Annotated in this window: 21 protein-coding genes and 1 other annotated feature; all 21 genes read right to left on the bottom strand. The window is 49.4% G+C overall.

Features of this window, described 5'->3' with window-relative positions:
• Positions 1–47: 47 nt before the first annotated feature.
• The 21 genes from obgE to HZS85_RS03280 all read right to left on the bottom strand — a co-directional run bounded on the left by obgE (position 48) and on the right by HZS85_RS03280 (position 18,108).
• Positions 48–1,343 carry a GTPase ObgE gene (gene obgE / locus HZS85_RS03380; RefSeq protein WP_214853046.1) on the bottom strand — a complete coding sequence of 432 codons (1,296 nt, stop codon included), beginning with the start codon at positions 1,341–1,343 and terminating at the stop codon, positions 48–50.
• A 15-nt stretch (positions 1,344–1,358) separates the two neighbouring features.
• On the bottom strand, positions 1,359–1,841 hold the full coding sequence (locus HZS85_RS03375) for a Spo0B domain-containing protein (protein WP_214853043.1): 483 nt from the start codon (positions 1,839–1,841) through the stop codon (positions 1,359–1,361).
• Between the two features lie 68 nt (positions 1,842–1,909).
• Positions 1,910–2,188: a 50S ribosomal protein L27 gene (gene rpmA / locus HZS85_RS03370; protein ID WP_012370976.1), complete on the bottom strand. Its 279-nt coding sequence runs from the start codon at positions 2,186–2,188 to the stop codon at positions 1,910–1,912.
• 14 nt (positions 2,189–2,202) lie between these two features.
• The gene (locus HZS85_RS03365) at positions 2,203–2,541 is read right to left on the bottom strand and encodes a ribosomal-processing cysteine protease Prp (protein WP_023468945.1); all 339 of its coding nucleotides are present in this window, start codon (positions 2,539–2,541) and stop codon (positions 2,203–2,205) included.
• 3 nt (positions 2,542–2,544) lie between these two features.
• Positions 2,545–2,853 carry a 50S ribosomal protein L21 gene (rplU, locus tag HZS85_RS03360; RefSeq protein ID WP_012370978.1) on the bottom strand — a complete coding sequence of 103 codons (309 nt, stop codon included), beginning with the start codon at positions 2,851–2,853 and terminating at the stop codon, positions 2,545–2,547.
• A gap of 15 nt (positions 2,854–2,868) precedes the next feature.
• Positions 2,869–2,938: a sequence feature (ribosomal protein L21 leader region), on the bottom strand.
• A 74-nt stretch (positions 2,939–3,012) separates the two neighbouring features.
• A complete protein-coding gene (locus HZS85_RS03355; RefSeq protein ID WP_214853040.1) occupies positions 3,013–4,353 on the bottom strand; it encodes a ribonuclease E/G in 1,341 nt (446 codons plus the stop codon).
• Between the two features lie 63 nt (positions 4,354–4,416).
• Entirely contained in the window at positions 4,417–5,220 is an 804-nt protein-coding gene (gene minD / locus HZS85_RS03350; protein WP_029342255.1) for a septum site-determining protein MinD, read from the bottom strand.
• Between the two features lie 50 nt (positions 5,221–5,270).
• Positions 5,271–5,945 carry a septum site-determining protein MinC gene (locus HZS85_RS03345; RefSeq protein WP_214853036.1) on the bottom strand — a complete coding sequence of 225 codons (675 nt, stop codon included), beginning with the start codon at positions 5,943–5,945 and terminating at the stop codon, positions 5,271–5,273.
• A 3-nt stretch (positions 5,946–5,948) separates the two neighbouring features.
• A complete protein-coding gene (gene mreD / locus HZS85_RS03340; RefSeq protein WP_035406481.1) occupies positions 5,949–6,452 on the bottom strand; it encodes a rod shape-determining protein MreD in 504 nt (167 codons plus the stop codon).
• Positions 6,445–7,329 (bottom strand): rod shape-determining protein MreC, encoded by an 885-nt coding sequence (gene mreC / locus HZS85_RS03335; protein WP_056062539.1) that lies wholly within the window; start codon positions 7,327–7,329, stop codon positions 6,445–6,447. Before mreC ends, mreD begins: the two co-directional genes overlap by 8 nt.
• 14 nt (positions 7,330–7,343) lie before the next feature.
• Positions 7,344–8,378, bottom strand: coding sequence for a rod shape-determining protein (locus HZS85_RS03330; protein ID WP_029342258.1), 1,035 nt, complete (start codon positions 8,376–8,378; stop codon positions 7,344–7,346).
• Between the two features lie 162 nt (positions 8,379–8,540).
• A complete protein-coding gene (gene radC, locus HZS85_RS03325) occupies positions 8,541–9,173 on the bottom strand; it encodes a RadC family protein (RefSeq protein ID WP_214853239.1) in 633 nt (210 codons plus the stop codon).
• A 46-nt stretch (positions 9,174–9,219) separates the two neighbouring features.
• Complete coding sequence (locus HZS85_RS03320) at positions 9,220–9,795, bottom strand: Maf family protein (protein WP_214853032.1); 576 nt, start codon at positions 9,793–9,795, stop codon at positions 9,220–9,222.
• A gap of 107 nt (positions 9,796–9,902) precedes the next feature.
• Positions 9,903–10,637: a YfgM family protein gene (locus HZS85_RS03315; protein ID WP_214853030.1), complete on the bottom strand. Its 735-nt coding sequence runs from the start codon at positions 10,635–10,637 to the stop codon at positions 9,903–9,905.
• Entirely contained in the window at positions 10,634–12,373 is a 1,740-nt protein-coding gene (locus HZS85_RS03310) for a type IV pilus biogenesis protein PilM (RefSeq protein ID WP_214853027.1), read from the bottom strand. The genes HZS85_RS03315 and HZS85_RS03310 overlap by 4 nt, the downstream gene beginning before the upstream one ends.
• 18 nt (positions 12,374–12,391) lie before the next feature.
• The gene (locus HZS85_RS03305) at positions 12,392–13,147 is read right to left on the bottom strand and encodes a prepilin peptidase (RefSeq protein WP_035406466.1); all 756 of its coding nucleotides are present in this window, start codon (positions 13,145–13,147) and stop codon (positions 12,392–12,394) included.
• 69 nt (positions 13,148–13,216) lie between these two features.
• On the bottom strand, positions 13,217–13,717 hold the full coding sequence (locus HZS85_RS03300) for a type II secretion system protein (protein WP_214853025.1): 501 nt from the start codon (positions 13,715–13,717) through the stop codon (positions 13,217–13,219).
• 138 nt (positions 13,718–13,855) lie between these two features.
• The gene (locus tag HZS85_RS03295) at positions 13,856–15,073 is read right to left on the bottom strand and encodes a type II secretion system F family protein (RefSeq protein ID WP_214853023.1); all 1,218 of its coding nucleotides are present in this window, start codon (positions 15,071–15,073) and stop codon (positions 13,856–13,858) included.
• Between the two features lie 4 nt (positions 15,074–15,077).
• Positions 15,078–16,112 (bottom strand): type IV pilus twitching motility protein PilT, encoded by a 1,035-nt coding sequence (locus HZS85_RS03290; RefSeq protein WP_251137796.1) that lies wholly within the window; start codon positions 16,110–16,112, stop codon positions 15,078–15,080.
• A gap of 8 nt (positions 16,113–16,120) precedes the next feature.
• On the bottom strand, positions 16,121–17,785 hold the full coding sequence (locus HZS85_RS03285; RefSeq protein WP_214853019.1) for a GspE/PulE family protein: 1,665 nt from the start codon (positions 17,783–17,785) through the stop codon (positions 16,121–16,123).
• Positions 17,786–17,793: 8 nt separating this feature from the next.
• Positions 17,794–18,108 (bottom strand): hypothetical protein, encoded by a 315-nt coding sequence (locus HZS85_RS03280; protein ID WP_214853017.1) that lies wholly within the window; start codon positions 18,106–18,108, stop codon positions 17,794–17,796.
• Between the last annotated feature and the right edge of the window lie 10 nt (positions 18,109–18,118).

Below are 18,118 nucleotides of genomic sequence, written 5' to 3'. Positions count from 1 at the left end.
TGGGTCCACGATGCTTTCACACTCCGTTTCCTAATGGAATGAACCGCTTAGAAGGATGACTCGACGAATTCGAACTCGAAATCACGGATACGAACGACATCGCCGTCAATCGCACCAAGACGACGCAACTCTTCGTCGACACCCATTTGACGAAGTGTCCGAGCGAAACGTTTAATTGATTCTTCACGCATGAAGTTCGTCATCGTGAAGAGTTTTTCGATGCGTGGTCCTTTGATGACGAAGCAATCATCTTCATCTTTTGTGATCGTAAAGCCAGCCTCTGGTGCTTCGTAACCATAGACGACACGTGGTGTCGCTGTTTTCTCTTCGAGTTCCTCAAGACCGAATTCTGGTGTTGCATCGACGAGGTCAGCGATTCGGAATAACAGATCGCGTAGCCCTTGACGTGTTGCTGCTGAAATCTCGAATACTTCAAGCTCTGGGAAAGCTTCTTTGAAGGCTTCGAGATGTTCTGCCGCATCCGGCATATCCATCTTGTTCGCGACGACGACTTGTGGACGCTCTGTCAAACGAAGGTTATAGTCTGCGAGCTCTTTATTGATGATGTTGTAGTCTTCGATCGGATCGCGTCCTTCCATCCCACTCATGTCGATGACGTGGACGATGACTTTCGTCCGCTCGACGTGACGGAGGAACTGGTGACCGAGTCCGACGCCTTCACTTGCACCTTCGATCAATCCTGGCAAGTCAGCCATGACGAAGCTACGGCTATCTTCCGTTTCGACGACACCGATGTTTGGCGTGATCGTCGTGAAGTGATATGCTCCGATTTTCGGACGTGCTGCTGAAACGACCGATAATATCGTTGATTTCCCGACGCTCGGGAAGCCGACGAGACCAACGTCTGCTAGCATCTTCAGTTCAAGCTTCAAGTACTTCTCTTCTCCTGGCTCACCGTTTTCCGCGTGCTCTGGAGCTGGGTTGGCTGGTGTCGCAAAACGTGTATTCCCACGTCCGCCACGTCCGCCTTTTGCGACGATTGCTTGTTGTCCGTGATGGACGAGGTCAGCGATGACCGCATCCGTATCATCATCGTAGACGACTGTGCCCGGTGGAACCTTGACGATTAAATGCTCGGCTTTACGACCGTGCATGCCTTTTGACATTCCGTTTTCACCTTGAACTGCTTTAAAGTGACGTTTGTAACGGAAGTCCATCAATGTCCGAAGTCCTTCGTCAACTTCGAGGACGACGTGAGCTCCGTGACCACCGTCACCGCCGGCTGGTCCACCGTCTGGAACGTATTTCTCGCGACGGAACGCTACTTGTCCACGTCCTCCGTCACCTGCTTTTACATAAATATTTACCTGATCGACAAACATGTCGGATCCCTCCTCTTACTTCTCTTCCTCAAACGAAAGACTTTCAATCTCAATCACACACTCATTTTCCGTCTGCGACTCGATTTCCATCGGCGTCACTAGATCTTCAAGGCGCGACATATCTAGTAGATCCCGATAGATCTCGATGGTCACGCCCTCGTGGAAGGTCACGGATACTTCTCCTACTCCTACATCAATCATGGTGATGGCTGCTTCGACGAGTTGCTTCAGCCGCTCATCTTCCATGTGAGGTGCTCCGATGACATCATACGTCACAGTTTTGCCTGACCATTCAGCTTGCAATAACGCCAGTGCGGTTTTCGGCAATCCGATTTGCGCTAGACGTCCTTCCCGAGATGCTTGATCCCGGTATGCCGAACAGATCGACTCGACTGCTTGTTCGTCTCCGATCGCGCCATACGAACGGACGAGTTGTATCCGGTTCAACCACTCGTGACGAAGAGTCTTTAAAAGATCAAGTACCTGCTGTTCCTCCATCGGTCGTTCCCTCCTAAAAAAAACAGACCCTAACCCTCGAAAGTGGCTAGAGTCTGCTTCGTCGATCCTTATGCTGGGTAAACGCTGACTTGTTTCTTGTCGCGTCCGAGACGTTCGAAACGAACGACACCAGTTGCAGTTGCGAAAAGTGTATCATCGCCACCACGTCCGACGTTCATACCTGGGTGAATCTTCGTACCGCGTTGACGGTAGAGGATTGAACCAGCAGAAACAGTTTGACCGTCTGCACGTTTCGCCCCAAGGCGTTTCGATTGCGAGTCACGACCGTTCTTTGTCGAACCTACCCCTTTTTTCGATGCGAAGAACTGAAGATTAAGTTTCAACATGTGGAATCCACCTCCTATACTTGTTCAAGTTGGATAAACTCACCGTAACTTTCAGCGATGGTACCAAGTTGGACCAAGGTCGCTTCCAGTAACAATTGGGTGCGCTCACTGACATCCGGTGCTAAGTCAGCGTACGGTTCTACATAAAAGTAGCCACCCTCTTGTTGTTCTGCCATTTCAAGGAGCAGGACCTGCCCGAGTAATGCTTCTATGGCATTGTATGCCCCGAAGATCACCGACGAGACGCCGGCACAGACAAGGTCGAGACCTGGTTCTGCGAACTCGGCATGTCCTGTCACTTCGATGGAGCGGACGAGTTCCGCTTCATCTCGTCGAATCTTGACACGTATCATGGCTTACGCTTCGATTTTCTCGATGCGGACCTTCGTGTAAGGTTGACGGTGACCTTGCTTACGACGGTAGTTCTTTTTCGCTTTCATTTTGAAGACAGTGATCTTTTTCGCGCGAGCGTGTTTGATGACCGTTGCTACGACCTTCGCACCTTCTACGAGTGGAGCGCCGACTTTAACATCGTCACCACCAAGGATCAATACTTCACCAAATTCAACTGTGCTGTCGACGTCTGCGTTTAATTTCTCAACGTAGATTTCTTGGCCAGCTTCGACTTTGACTTGTTTACCACCAGTTTTGATAATTGCGTACATTACGTGCACCTCCTCTTAGGAACTCAGACTCGCCATCACGGGCAGCGTATGCTTTAAAACCCGGTCTGTGCGGTTGTAGTCATTTGGGTGCTTCCAAACGAACTAACGTTATTCAGAATACCAAACGTTCTTCCACCTTGTCAATGCTGTTCTGAAGGATTATTCCGATCGCTTGATGAAATCGAGACAGTCCTGTGACGACCCAGTGAATAGGACGGCTGGATCGCCTTCGAGCACATGGACTTCTAGTGGTTGACGGGAGATGAATTCGTCTTGTAACAAGTGACGCGGCGCGCGAATCACGACCGCTTCCGCATAGGTCGCGATCTCAAGCAACTTCGGTTCAATCAACCGATAGACGCTTAATCGTGTCCACTGACCGGATTCCTGTGAACGTTCCTGTAGCGATTTCCCGTGACGTTGTCGCGTCAGCTCGCATAAGCCCATCTTCGTAAATCCATACACTTCGATCTGTTTCGTCTCAAGTGCGGCTCGTTCTTTGAGAAGTTGGGTCACCCGTGTCTGCCCTTTACTTGAGCCACGTAAAAAATCGACCGCAATCATCCCACTGATATTACGTAACCGTAATTGCCGCATGACTTCGACAGCAGCCGCTTCATTGATTTGATCGAACGTCCGCTTTTGTTCCTTGACGGAGATCGTCTTCCCACTGTTGACGTCGATGACAGTCATCGTCTCGACTTCCTCAATTAAAAGATACGCTCCACCATCAAGCCAGACGACTCTTTGCATCGCTTTTTCGATCGCCCCATCAATGGCTTCCATCTCGGGTAAGCGCCCTTTTCGTAGCGATCGTTCAACGGACAGACCGAGCAGTTCGAGGCGTTCCTTTTCCTGACGCGTCATGACGAGCGCATCGGTGACATGCGGAAGTCGCTTCGCTTCCTGGACGATCAATGCCTCGTCTTGCTCAAGACGCGGCGCCTGCATGAGTTCTTTATGCCGTATCCGTAATGACTGTAACTCTTGTTTCAATTCGTCGATTGATGCTTTCGCTGCCTCCGTCCGGTAAAGAATCCCTTCTTCTTCCGTCGTCGTCAATTGCTCCGCCAGTTGACGCTGGACGACGAGATCCAACTTCCGACTGAAACGGACGCGGCGACCGTACGGGAAATAGACAAGATAACGTCCACCATAAGTGATGTTCTGCGTCACCTTATGTTGCTTCGGTGCGACCCCTTCCTTGACGACCTGAACGAGCAATGTCTGCCCGACCTGGACGGCTTGTCCGATCGTTGGCACGTCCGGATAGCGACGAAGTGCTTCCACCGTTTCATTAAGCGGTAAGTAAAGCGGCGTACCGTCAGTCGCGATCAAAAAGGCTGCTCCGAGCGTCGGATGCAACCGGTCGACCTTGGCATAGACGAACGTTCCGACCCGGATCTCGTCACGCATCCGTTCATGATATTCAATCAATCGACCGCCTTCGACCAACGCCAATCGTTCGAGTGAAGCGGTCTGTTCACTAATCCATCGCATACTGATCCCTCCAAAAAAATTAGACTAGGCGCGACGATGTCGTCCTAGTCTAATTTCCCATTCTTATTTCATCCCAAGCATTTTCTTCAATTTGACGAAGAAGCCTTTTTGCGGTTGTTCATTTAAATCAAGCAGTGGCACGGATTCTCCGAGAATCCGGCGGGCGATGTTCCGGTAGCCGAGTCCAGCCCGGTTATCCGGATTCATCGTCACAGGCACACCACGGTGAGAAGCGGCGATGACTTCCTCATCATCGATGATCAGACCAAGCAAATCAATCGAGAGGATACGCATGATCTCATCGATATCGAGCATATCACCTGATGCCATCATGTGCGAACGCACCCGATTGATGACGAGTTTTGGAACGATGTTTCGTTCTGAGCGTTCGAGCATCCCGATGATCCGGTCCGCATCTTGGACGGCTGCCTTTTCCGGTGTCGTTACGACGACAGCTTCATCCGCTCCAGCGATCGCATTCATGAATCCTTGTTCGATTCCGGCCGGGCAGTCAATCAAGACGAAGTCGTATTCAAGTTTCAGCGTATCGATGATTGCCTTCACCTGTTCGGGTGTGACGGAGGACTTATCCTTTGATTGAGCAGCAGGCAACAGATACATCTCTTCAAAACGCTTATCGCGGACGAGCGCTTGGTGCAATTTACATTGTCCCGTTACGACGTCAACGATGTTATAGATACTCCGGTTATCAAGACCAAGCACGATATCCAGATTACGTAACCCGATATCCGTATCGACGAGACAAACCGAATGCCCCATCAATGCAAGTGCTGTTCCGATGTTCGCCGTCGTCGTTGTCTTACCGACGCCGCCTTTACCGGATGTGACGACGATGGCGCGTCCCATATTCGTCTTCGCCTCCATATGTACCTGTTCTTTCACTTGTTCCATATCCGTCACCCTCTTTCACTATCAATCGCAAACTGATCCATCCGCGCAAGCGGAACGGTTTGAAGGCGGGAGAATTCCACCCCGTCTTCGCCTAAAAATGCACAGCCCATATCGAGAGCAGGAATCGGTGCGTCATCCGGCTCCTCATGGACGGTTCCAGCGACCGCAACCCATTTCGGTTGCAACACACTTGCAGCGATGACTGCTTCCGTATTACCGCCTTTACCTGCATGAACGGTACCACGCAAAGCTCCGAGACAATAGATACTTCCTGTCGCATGGACGACCGCCCCCGGATTGATATCTCCGATGATGACGATCGAACCTTCAACGTCTAATACATGCCCACTGCGTGCCGTGCCACCAAAATAATGGAACGTCCGCTCTCCGTACAAGGCTTTTGCCTCGTCTTTCGTGATGCACTCACTGTCATAGCCTTTGAAAGAGAAGGAATCATGTCGCGCGACGATAGATTCGACGGCCGTCAACACCCCTTCATCGACATAACGTCGACCGAAGAAGAAGGTGATGGGTACGGCGCGTCCGTTCTCGACGGATTTGTCCGTAAGCGTCAACTCTAAATCGTCAAGAAATTCATCCACACTGCACCTTTCATTCACATAGACGGCGAGGCCACCACGATGGCCTTTCATCGTTACATAACGTTTACGCTCAATCATGACTCATCCTCTTTTCTCGTCAAGGGTCGACTGCACGAGTCGAGTCATCGGATAATACAGGATGATGATCCCGATCAACTGGGCAACCAAACTCCTTGGAATGATCTGTGTCGCGAGTTCTTGGAAGGAAACCCCGACACCAACGACCGAAGCCGTGAAGAAATATATATCGAGTTCATACAAAATGGCACTGAACGTGAACGTGACGAGAATCGTCAATACGTTCTCCTTTACATATTTTAGCACGAAGCTACTAAAAAGCGGAATGGCGGATAACGCAAATAAGTAAATCCCGATAATATCCGAGTACACGAAATCATAGAGCAATCCGAAAACGAGTCCGAATCCGAGTGCTTGTTCAAGCTTCCCGTACCGACCGAGGAACATCAGACCAATCAAGGTCGTATGAATGACATACGGCGAACCATCTCCAAGCGGTCCCGCGAACAACGTTCCTTCTAAGATAAAAAGAAGGAACACGGCGAAAAACAACTTAACGTTATTCACGAGTGTCCCCTCCCTTATCGGTCTCAGCGAAAGGTTCCTTCGCTTCGCGTTCAATCACGAAGACATGACCGAACTGTTCGAAGTCTGCTGCCGGTTTGACGTATGCGATTTTCGAAGCCCCATACTGATCGGATTTCACTTCTTCGATTTTTCCGATGACGATCCCGCTCGGATACTTTCCGCCAAGACCGGACGTCGTGACGGTCTGCCCTTTTTTCAACTTCGCGTCGTTCGGAATCTTCGTGAACTTGAGTAATTTCGTCTCTTCATCGAAGCCTTCAATCGTTCCGAAGACTCCTTTTCCTTTCGTGTCGTCTGCCGTTGCCGAAACGTTATTCGTCCGACTCGTATCAGACATCAACTGCACAAGGGACGTATAGGCGCTCGCCTGGATGACGCGACCGATCAATCCATCTGCTGTTACGACGGCCATGTTCGGTTTGACACCTTTTTGTTCGCCGATGTTAATCGTGACGAACCGTTGCCATTCGGACGATGTCCGCCCGATCATCTCTGCCGGTAACAGTTTATAGTCGCGAATCGAACCTTTGAGGTCGAGCATGTCTTTTAATTCTTTATTTTCACGCTCAAGATCACGGACTTTCACGGCATTACCGGCATAGTCATTCAATCGTGATTTCAAGTGTTCATTCTCTTTGTACACGTCACGCACTTCTTTAATCGAAGTGACCGTATCATCAATCCAGCCAATCGGTGTCGCGAAAAGGCGTTGACCGACGCCCACGGTATCACGCACGAAGCTTTGATACCAGTGGGATTGGTTACGCCCTTGCAGCGAAATCCCGATTAAGATCACCAAAAGGAGAAAACTAAGGAGTGTGATGAGCAGTTTTCGATTATTTAAAAATCGCTTCATCGCTCATCCCGTCCTTATCTTTTTTGCGAGATGCCTGATTTCGAACGAAGGACATTCATCATCTCGAGTGATTTTCCTGTACCGATTGCGACACAATCAAGTGCGTTTTCTGCAACGAGTGTCAAAATACGTGTTTCGTCTTCGATGACAGCGTCGAGGTTCTTCAAGAGCGCCCCACCACCTGTCAGGACGATACCGCGGTCCATGACGTCTGCTGATAATTCAGGAGGCGTCTGCTCAAGCGTGTGCTTGACACCTGCAAGAATCGCTTCGACCGTATCTGAGAGCGCGTCACAAATTTCAGCACTTGTGACTTCGATCTGTTTCGGAAGACCTGTAACGAGGTCACGTCCACGGATTTCCATCGTTTCGTTCTCTGACTCTTCATCGATGCGAGCGTAACCGATCGTCATTTTCAACGTCTCAGCTGTCCGCTCCCCGATCATCAAGTTGTATTTCGATTTGATGTAACGAATGATCGACTCATCCATCTCATCACCACCGACACGGATCGATTGGCTCGTGACGATACCACCGAGTGAGATGACAGCAACTTCTGTCGTACCACCACCGATATCAACGACCATCGATCCTGTTGGTTCTGAAACCGGAAGACCTGCACCGATTGCTGCTGCGAATGGTTCTTCGATCGTGTATGCTTCACGCGCACCCGCAAGTTTCGCTGCATCTTCAACCGCACGTTTTTCGACCGATGTAATACCACTTGGTACACAGATCATGACGTTCGTCTTAGAAGAGAACAAGCCTTTTTTCTTTGAAGCTTGATCCATGAAATATTTGATCATCGTAGCGGTTGTTTCATAATCCGCGATAACCCCGTCTTTCATCGGGCGTCGTGCAGTCACGTTACCCGGCGTACGACCGATCATGTTTTTTGCTGCATTACCAACCGCCTCAATTTTCCCTGTATCCGTACGGAAAGCAACGACGGACGGTTCACGGACGACGATTCCTTGCCCCTTTACATACACGAGCGTGTTAGCCGTACCTAAGTCAATGCCGATTTCACGGCTGAATGATCCAAACATTATTCAAAAAACCCCTCTCTGAGAATACACTTCACTAATTATAACGGAAAAGCCTTCATTGGAAAGCGTTAAAACGTTACAGCTTGTTTACAGTTCGCCTTAGAAAACACACAAAAAAACGTCTGACGGAAAGAAACGAAACTTTCCCTTCAGACGTTATTCTTACATAAATCCGCGCTGTTTCATACTAATAAATTGTCCATGCCCGATGATGATGTGGTCAAGACAACTGATTCCAATGAGTCGTCCTGCCTCAACAAGTCGCTCTGATACCTCGATATCTTCCCGACTTGGCGTCGGGTCACCTGACGGATGATTATGGACGGCAATGAAGTTCGCAGCCGAGCAGCGAATCGCTTCCCGGAAAACGTCTCGCGGGTGGACGATTGACGTGTTCAATCCTCCAATGAATAACGTCTTTTTCGAGACAACCTCATTTTTCGTATTCAAATACAGGCAGATGAAATGTTCCTGTTGATAGAGGCGCATTTCTTCTAACAACAGCTCCGCCGCGTCTTCCGGTGAACGGATCGTCGGTCGAACCCACTTCGGTTCCGTGACGAGACGACGACCGAGTTCCAGTCCCGCCATGATTTGAAACGCCTTTGCCTTCCCGACCCCCGGTGCTTTCTCGAGTCCACCGACTCCGGCTGCCTCGAGTTCGATCAACGAAGGATAGATGTGCAGTAATTCTTCCGCGATTTCAAGCGGTGTCCGGTCGCGCGTCCCACTTCGGACGAGACACGCCAGTAACTCGACTGTCGTCGCTTGTGCCAAGCCTTTCAACTGAACCATATCCTTCGGCCATTCAATCACAGCATCCGACCTCTCTGTTTCAGGATTACGCAAACATCGGCTTGATTTCAAAGGACGCGAGACGTTTTGTGATCTCGTGGATCGGCAGTCCGACGACATTATAGTAATCGCCCTCGATTGCCTCGACGAACAGACCACCCATCGCTTGAATGCCATAGCCGCCCGCTTTATCATAGGGCTCGTTCGTCGCGATATAGCCTTCCATCCACTCGTCTGGTAATGAACCAAAACGGACGTGCGTCGTCACGTCGAACGTCTCTTCCTTCTCTCCGAAGCGAATCGTCACGCCTGTCACGACTTCATGAGCACGTCCTGACAGACGCGCAAGCATCGCCCGCGCTTCAGAAATATCCGCTGGTTTCTCAAGAATCATATCGTCAATTGCAACGACCGTATCGGCAGCCAGAATGACCCCATCTGTCATAATCGCTCGTGCTTTCTTTTGCGATAGATGACGGACGTATTCATGCGGGGACATCGGATACGGCGCTTCTTCGACGACATTCGCTGGTACGACTGCGTGAGCGATTCCGATTTGTTGCAGGAGTTCCGTCCTGCGCGGTGAAGCCGACGCTAGAATCAAGTGTGGTTGCGTTATCATTAGTATCACGTTCTTTCCCGTTAATTTCGAATCGGATAATTCGAGTCATCGAATAGTCTAACAAAAAACAAGCGGTCCCTAACAGCATAGGAACCGCTTGTTTTCTTTTAATTTCCTGTCACATCGACAAATGGATCCGACTTCGGTGTCTTCTCCTCGAGTGGTGTTTGTTTATCCGGCGTCAACTTCGTCAAATCCGGACGATAATACGATTCGATCTCGACTGTGAACGAAAGCATCTCATCCTCGAGTAAGACCGTTCCACTGCCTGGACCCGGTTCTTCCGGTCCTGACAACTGGATTTGGCGTAAGACCGTGATTCGGTCCGTCCGTTCGATTTGCTTCAGGAATGCCATTAATTCAAGATACGATGGGGCTTCAACCGCCAATGATGCCGGAAGTGGCGTCGCATTCGCAGTGGTCGTTCCTGTCGCCGCAGCTGTTGTCGCTTGATCTTGATCAGACTCCGTCGCCATTGCTCCGTCAACGGCAGGCGTTGATGTCACCGGTGACTGTGACGTTGGCGTTGTAGTCGCCTGACCAAACGTGATCGACTGAACTTTGACACCGGCAATCTGACTTGACGCGTTGATCGCATCGATGACGTCATCATTTGACGGCGTCACCGGGACTTTTTGTTGCAGGAAGCTCGACTCAGCGACGTCGACTTTTTGTTCATTCGCTTTCGCTTGCTCGAGCACCATCTGTTCCCGTTTCAACGTCGCTTCTTTTTCTTGCAACGTTTGGTGTGTCGTATAGGTCGTATAACCGAAGTAACCGACCGCACCGAGAACGATTAAGATCGTTAGACCGAGGAGGATGAAGCTACTATAACGTTTCAATTGTCCGGCACCTCCTCGATTTCAGTCGTTACATTCGGATCAGTCGTCTCCGTCGTCGGATCGGTTGAAGGAGTCGCTTCCGTCGAGCTGTCCGTTTCCGATTCAGACGGCTGATCTTCTTTTGGTACTGCCGGATCAGCTTCGTTCGTTTCGCCTTTGACGACTTCCGTCGGGTTGACGTTCAACGAGAATTGTCCGATATAACGGGGTTCTTCAGATTTCGCATCATCCGATGGTGTGATTTCCGTCGTCGGAATTTCTTGCCCGGTCGTCGGATCAACCGTCGTCGTCGTAACGACATCTGCCTTTTCATTCATCGTCCGAGTCGTCACACTCGCAAGGTTCGTTCCTGAGAAGACTTTATCCGTCAACAATTCACGATAAAAATCGTTCAGTTCATCGAGCGTCTCGAACTGAGTTGTCATCGTCACGGCATGATCTGCCCCATAGGCGAATTGAAGAATATAACCGCGTTCCGGGAGATAACGGGTAATCCGTTCAAGCGTCGGTACGGCAGGGCGCGGCGTCGTCTCGAGTCCTTCGACTGTCTGTTTGAGTTGCGCGACTTCCTGCTTTGCCGATTGGTCCGATTCCGACTGCAACTGACGGACGATCTGGATTTGATCGTTCGTCGACTCGACGCGATCCGCGAATTGATCGGTTTGCCAGTAGAGATAACCACCAGCGAGTCCGCCGAACAACAACAGAATGAGTGAAGCGACAAGCGGATATTTCGGTGCTTCGTCATTTTCCGGTAATAAGTTGATGCGGTCTTTTCGCGGTGAAGCAAGACCAGCGAGCGGTAAGTACGCTCGTGGAATTGACTGTCCGTCAATCGTCATCATATCTGGAATTTCATCGAGACTTAAATCAAAGTTCGACCGGAAACGTGTTGCCAGTTCATCACGGAACGGGAAGTCCCCGGCAAGGACGACATTCGTGATCTCTCGTCCTTCGCGCGCGAGCGAAAAACGATAGAAATCGAGCACACGCGAGAACTCGAGCAACATCTCATCTAAGACGAGTTCGACCGTCGGATCATCCGAGCGGTAACGATAATGCAATTGATCATCGATGACATCAACATCCCACGCATCAGCCGCAAACGTGTCGACCGAGCGAATCAGACGTGGCACGTGATCTTCGATGATGATCAGCTGGTGATTCGTCGCATTCGCATTCCAGATCAATAACGTATCAGCTTCCGTCGCGACCGGATGATGGGCTTCAATCCCGAAGTAGGTCGCAAGCGGTTGTGGTTCAGCTGCGACCAGTCGCAAATGCTTTTGTTTGAACAGTTGTGTGTATTGCTTTAGCGCCTCGTTTGGCGCGGCATAGAGCATGATTTCCCGCTTGCCGTCTTCTTCAAGAACCGTGTAATCAAAATATGGTTCTTCAAACGGTAAGACGATACTATGTCCGATCTCCATAAACAAATAGCCACGGATTTGATTCGTCTCGATCGTCTCCGGAATATCAAGTTTCCGGGCGAGAACGAGTGAACCATCGAGCGCAAGCACCGCTTGCGAACCACGCGGTACTTTTAGTTTCGTCAGTAGCCCGTCAAAGATGAAATCAAGCGAGGCTTCCGGCTGTAACCAGCCTCCTTGAAGTGTTCCTGGCGGCAGCGCGACGACTGCCCGGCGCTTGATGACGCCTTTTTTGACGACTGCACCGAAGATTGCGACATCGGTGAAATTAAAGTAGATATAAGTCCCTTTACGCCGTTGCGCCATATGTACGTTCTTCCTTTCTTAAAGCAGTAAATCGAGGTACCACGACACCCAATCATCCGCAAAATAATATGTCAGTAGGGTTCCGACGGCAATCGACGGAACAAAGGGGATCGGCTGTTTCCGTTTCACACGTCCGAGTCCAAGTAACGTTAATCCTAAGACGGAACCGACGAATGCCGAGACGAACAAGGCAATGACGACGTGAAGCGGTCCAAGGAAGATTCCGAGCAGTCCGAACAGTTTGACATCCCCTGCCCCCATACCACGCCGGGAAGCAAGAAAGATGACGAATAATAGAACGAATCCGACGATTCCACCAATAATTGGATTATACCAGTTTTCGAGTGGAGAAAGGTAGCGCACAATCAAGGCAATCGGCAAAAAGATGAGCAAAATTTTATTCGGGATCAGCATGTAGGCTAAGTCCGACATCGTCAGGATGAACAGCAAGCTCGTCAGGACGAGCGTCAACGCGAGTTCCATCGACCAGCCGAACTGCCAAAAGGCATACGCGTAAAGAATACCTCCGAGTAATTCAAGCGCTGGATACTTGATTGAAATCGATTGTCCGCAAGAGCGGCACTTCCCACCAAGTACAGCATAACCGAGTACCGGTGTTAGTTCGAGCGGTCCAAGAACATGTCCACACGTCGGACAATGGGAGCGCGGATGAACAATCGACTCCCCGACCGGGACGCGCAGACCGACGACGTTCGTAAACGACGTGATGAGTAAGCCTAACAAGAAAAAATAAACCGTGAAGACGATCGTCATGACACGACCTCCCTTTCAAAAAAGTTCAGAAAAAAACCCCCGAGGAGGGGGTATAAATTATTTTTAATATTATTTGCCATCATTACTAGCAGGTGTTGTAGATTTTGCAACATTATCTCTTTTTAATTCACTATCAGATGCTCCATTGAAATAAGTTGTATCTTCACCGATCAAAGTTACTGCATAAGTGAACTTTCCAGAAGCTGTTTTACCCACAGTAACTGAAGCAGTCTTATAATCTTTATCACTATTCATCGGATCTTTGAGCGAGTCAATATAGTTATTCAAAGCCCCTTCAGTGCCTGATGCAGTATAAGTCAGAGTCTCATTATTTTTAATCCCAGCTGCATCAGCAGAAGCTTTTAATTTCGCTGCACTCACAAGTTGTTTCGCATTCGATACTTGTGCGTCTTTACGTGAGTTCTCAATCAATCCACCAATTGCGACGACTGCGATCGCAGCAATGATTCCTAAAATAACGACGACGACGAGTAACTCGATTAACGTCAACCCGCGCTCATCGCGCATTTGTTTTGCATCTAACCAGATTTCTTTTAAACGTTCTACCATTTTAGTTATGCCTCCCTAGTACTTTTTCACTGTTTTTGGCTAGTAGGTAATACTATCCAGATGAATACTATTATAGTAGCACCATATTTTTTGTAGAATATGTCTTTTTTTCACATCAGGTAAATGTTTTTACAATTGTCAACTCGCTTGTATATCTGAGTAAATCTTAAACATCGGTACGACGACGGCAATGACGATGACACCAACGATTGCTGCTAAGACAACGATCAAGAGTGGCTCAATGATTGACTTTAAACGGTCTGTCGTCGTCTCGACTTCTGTCTCATAGAAGTTCGCGACTTCCGTCAGCATCGTATCAAGACGTCCTGACTCTTCCCCGATCGCAATCATCTGCGTGACGAGAGGTGGAAAATATTTGTTTTTCTCAAGTGGTTCGTGCATCGGAATGCCACGTGCCATCGCTTCATTAGCGTCGGCAATCCCTTTCCGGATGATCCGATTCGTCACGATCCGCTCCGTGATATCGAGTGAAGCTAAAATTGGGACGGAAGCATTAAGCAGGACAGACAGCCCCCGGGTCATCAAGGCAATCTGCGACTTTTGGATCAGGGGACCAAAAACGGGAATAATTAATAAAAAGCGATCAAAAAATAGTCGTTGGCGTTCGTTTTTTAAATTAAAGTACAGCAATCCAACAAATCCAAAAGCAATTAACAACATGACCCACCAGTACGCGACGAAGAAATCCGATACGGCAACGACGAGCTTCGTGATCAAAGGCAACTCACTACCAAGCTGATCAAAGATCGATGCAAACGTCGGTACGACGTTCATCATCAAGAAGACGACGACCCCAACGGCAACGAGTGAAACGACCGCTGGGTAGATCAATGCCGAGATGACTTTCCGTTTGATTTCATATTGTTTTTCAAGCTGGGTGACGATGTTATCAAGTGCTTCCTCGAGATTCCCACTTGCCTCTCCCGCCATCGCCATACTGACGAAGAATGTATCAAAGACCCGTGGATGTTTTTCAATCGCTTGCGAAAACTGAATCCCACTCCGTAAGTCATCTTCGACCTCAACGAGTGCCCGTTCGAGTGGTTTCGACTCCGTCTGCTTCCGCAGAATTTCCGTCGCCTTGACGATTGAGACACCAGACCTTACGAGTGTCGCGAACTGACGCGCATACATGACGAGATGTTCAATTTTCGGTTTTGCACTGAGAAACGTAATCTCGGTGTTTAATCCTTTCGACTCTTGCTTTTGAAGCGAAATCACAGCAATCTGATCCGTCCGCAATCGTTCTGCGGCTTCTCGTTTCGTCAATGCTGTAATCTTGCCTTTCTTTCGTTTGCCGGCAATCGTCCGACCTTCATAAATGAATACTGCCATGTGTTCACCCCGATATGTACGGTGATGCAGCAGAAGCCGGAATCAATCCCCGACTGACGAGATCCTGCAATGCCATCTGCATCGTCTGCATGCCGTATTGTTTACCCGTCTGCAAGACGGATTGAATCTGATATTCCTTACCGGTCCGAATCAAGTTCGAGACAGCTGGTGTATCGACCATGATCTCAAGGGCAGCGACGCGTCCTGTGCCGTCTGAACGCGGCATCAAGCGTTGCGAGATGACACCCGCAAGGACGTTCGCCAGTTGAGCTCGAATCTGATCTTGTTGCTCTGACGGGAAAACATCGATGATTCGGCTGACTGTTGAGGCAGCCGTCGACGTATGGACCGTTGCAAAGACGAGGTGACCCGTCTCCGCTGCCGTCACGGCGGTCGCAATCGTCTCAAGGTCCCGCATCTCACCGAGCAAAATGACATCTGGATCTTGACGGAGCGCTGAACGTAAGCCGGTTGCAAAGCGCGGCGCATCGATCCCGATTTCTCGCTGATCGATTAGGCTTTTATGATGACTATGTAAGTATTCAATCGGATCTTCGAGCGTAATGATCCGTTTATACATCGTCTGATTGATTTCATTAATCATCGCTGCAAGCGTCGTCGATTTCCCGGAACCCGTCGGACCCGTCACGAGAATCAACCCGTGTGGTTTCGTTAAGAATCGTTTTAAGACAGGCGGAAGCGCCAGTTGTTCAAGTGTCGGTACTTCTGTCGGAATCGTCCGAAACGCCATTGACAAAGCGCCCCGTTGATAAAAACAATTGACCCGGTACCGGGCAACACCGGTCACACCGAATGAAAAGTCGATGTCTCGGTCCTGTTTCAGCTGTTGGTACATCTCTTCTGTAATCAAAGACCTGACAAATCCATCAATGATGATCGGTTTCATCTTTTCTGTCCCAAACGGTGTCAACGTTCCGTTGATTCGAAAGACGGGTGGTGATCCCGCCGTCAAGTGAACATCGGACGCTCCTCGTTCTTTCGACGAACGTAAGATATCTTCGATTTGTGCTCGTTCCATCGTACTATTCATTCTGAAATCACCGTCCGTAAAATCTCTTCTGTCGTCGTGATCCCTTCTGCGACCTTTGATAGACCATCTGCAAGCAGGAATCGTTGTCCTTGCTCCTTAACGTACGCTGTGATGTCACTTTCCGTCGATTGATTCATGATCATCCGGCGTAACACTTCATCAATCATGATGACCTCTTGAATCGCAACCCGTCCACGGTACCCCGTCATATTACAAGACGAGCAACCACGTCCACGCATGACCGTCGTCGCTTCGATTCCTTCTTGATCAAATAACTCTTGTTCTCGTTTCGAAATCGGATGGACTTCGCCACAATCACGGCAGACACGGCGAACAAGTCGTTGTGCAATCAATCCACTGACAGAAGCAGCAACAAGGAACGGTTCGACCCCCATGTCAATCAATCGCGTGATCGAACTAACGGCAGAGTTCGTGTGTAAAGTCGAAAGAACCAAGTGTCCTGTTAGCGAAGCACGAATCGAAATCTCAGCCGTCTCGATGTCGCGAATCTCCCCGACCATGACGACGTTCGGATCCTGACGAAGAATCGAGCGAAGACCACTCGCAAACGTCAACCCAATCTTCGCGTTGACTTGAACTTGGTTGATTCCATCGACTTGATACTCGACCGGATCTTCAACAGTGATGATGTTGCGTGACTCGTCATTCAACTCATTTAACGCGGCATACAACGTCGATGATTTCCCGGACCCAGTCGGACCGGTGATCAAGATGATGCCGTTCGGGCGCTTCAGCATCTCCCGGAACTGTGATTCATTCCGCGAACTAAAACCGATTTTTGAAATCGAGATGTTCGAGTTCGAGCTGTCAAGAATCCGGATAACGACCTTCTCACCGTAAACAGTTGGCAAGGTCGAGACACGGAAATCATATGGTAATCCGTTAAAGACATATTTAATCCGTCCATCCTGTGGCAAGCGTGACTCAGTGATATCAAGTTCACTCATGACTTTGATCCGGGTCGTCAGAATGCTTTGGATCTGCTTCGGATAATTGTTCTCCGTTCGTAGTTCTCCATCAATCCGAATCCGGATCGTCATCGACGTTTCCTGCGGATCCATATGAATATCGGATGCACGCTGAGCAATCGCGTTCTCTAGAATTTGATTGACGAGCCGGATGATGGGTGCATCTTCGCGTGTCACGACATCACGGGATTGATCCGACTCCATCATGTCATCGGATTCGAGTAGCTCCCGTAACGACGAATCAATGTCGTAGTATTTCAGAATCGTTCGTCTGATTTCGTCACGCGTCGCGATTCCGACATCAATGGATAGACCGGTCTGCATCCGCAAATCATCGATCGCGATCAAATCCATCGGATCCGCCATAGCTATGAATAAACGATTTCCTTCCCGGTAAACTGGAACGAGTGTATGTCGCTGTGCGAGGTCTTTTGAAATCAGTTTCGTGACGGCGACGTCAACTGGATAGTTGTACAACTGGATGATTGGAATCTTCAATTGATGATGCAGTGCCTCTAGTAATTGTTGTTCCGTCAAGTGACCAAGTCGAAGCAGTGCATCCCCGAGTTTTTCGGTCGATCGTTTGACCGTCAACGCCTCTTCGACTTGTTGCTCCGTCACGAGGCTTTCTTCGATCAACATTTCCCCTAAACGTTTTCGTTTCATTGCCATTTAACGTGTCATCCTTCCGCGTGCCATGTTTCTTCTTCCTCTAACACATCCGGTTTTTGATGTTTTTCATCAACTACACTTGTCACGACTGCGGTCAACAGACATAAGACGACAATCCCGGCGAGAACGAGTGGGTTCGTGATCCAGTCGAGTTGAATACTGAAATAGATCAACGTCACGATCAAGATCGCCGCAACGGATAAAATCGCTTTTGTCGTCACAGTCGTCACGTAAGGGATCGTCACCGCAAACATCAGACCGCAGATGATTGTCGCTAGACCGATGATGATACCTAGTTCAATTGCTATCGTCGTCCAGTTCATCTTGTTTCCT

The sequence above is a fragment of the Exiguobacterium sp. s130 genome, assembly GCF_018619055.1.
In the GTDB taxonomy this organism is placed as follows: domain Bacteria; phylum Bacillota; class Bacilli; order Exiguobacteriales; family Exiguobacteriaceae; genus Exiguobacterium_A.
The sequence above is the reverse complement of the archived record's forward strand: the minus strand, read 5'-3'. Positions and strand labels throughout refer to the sequence as shown.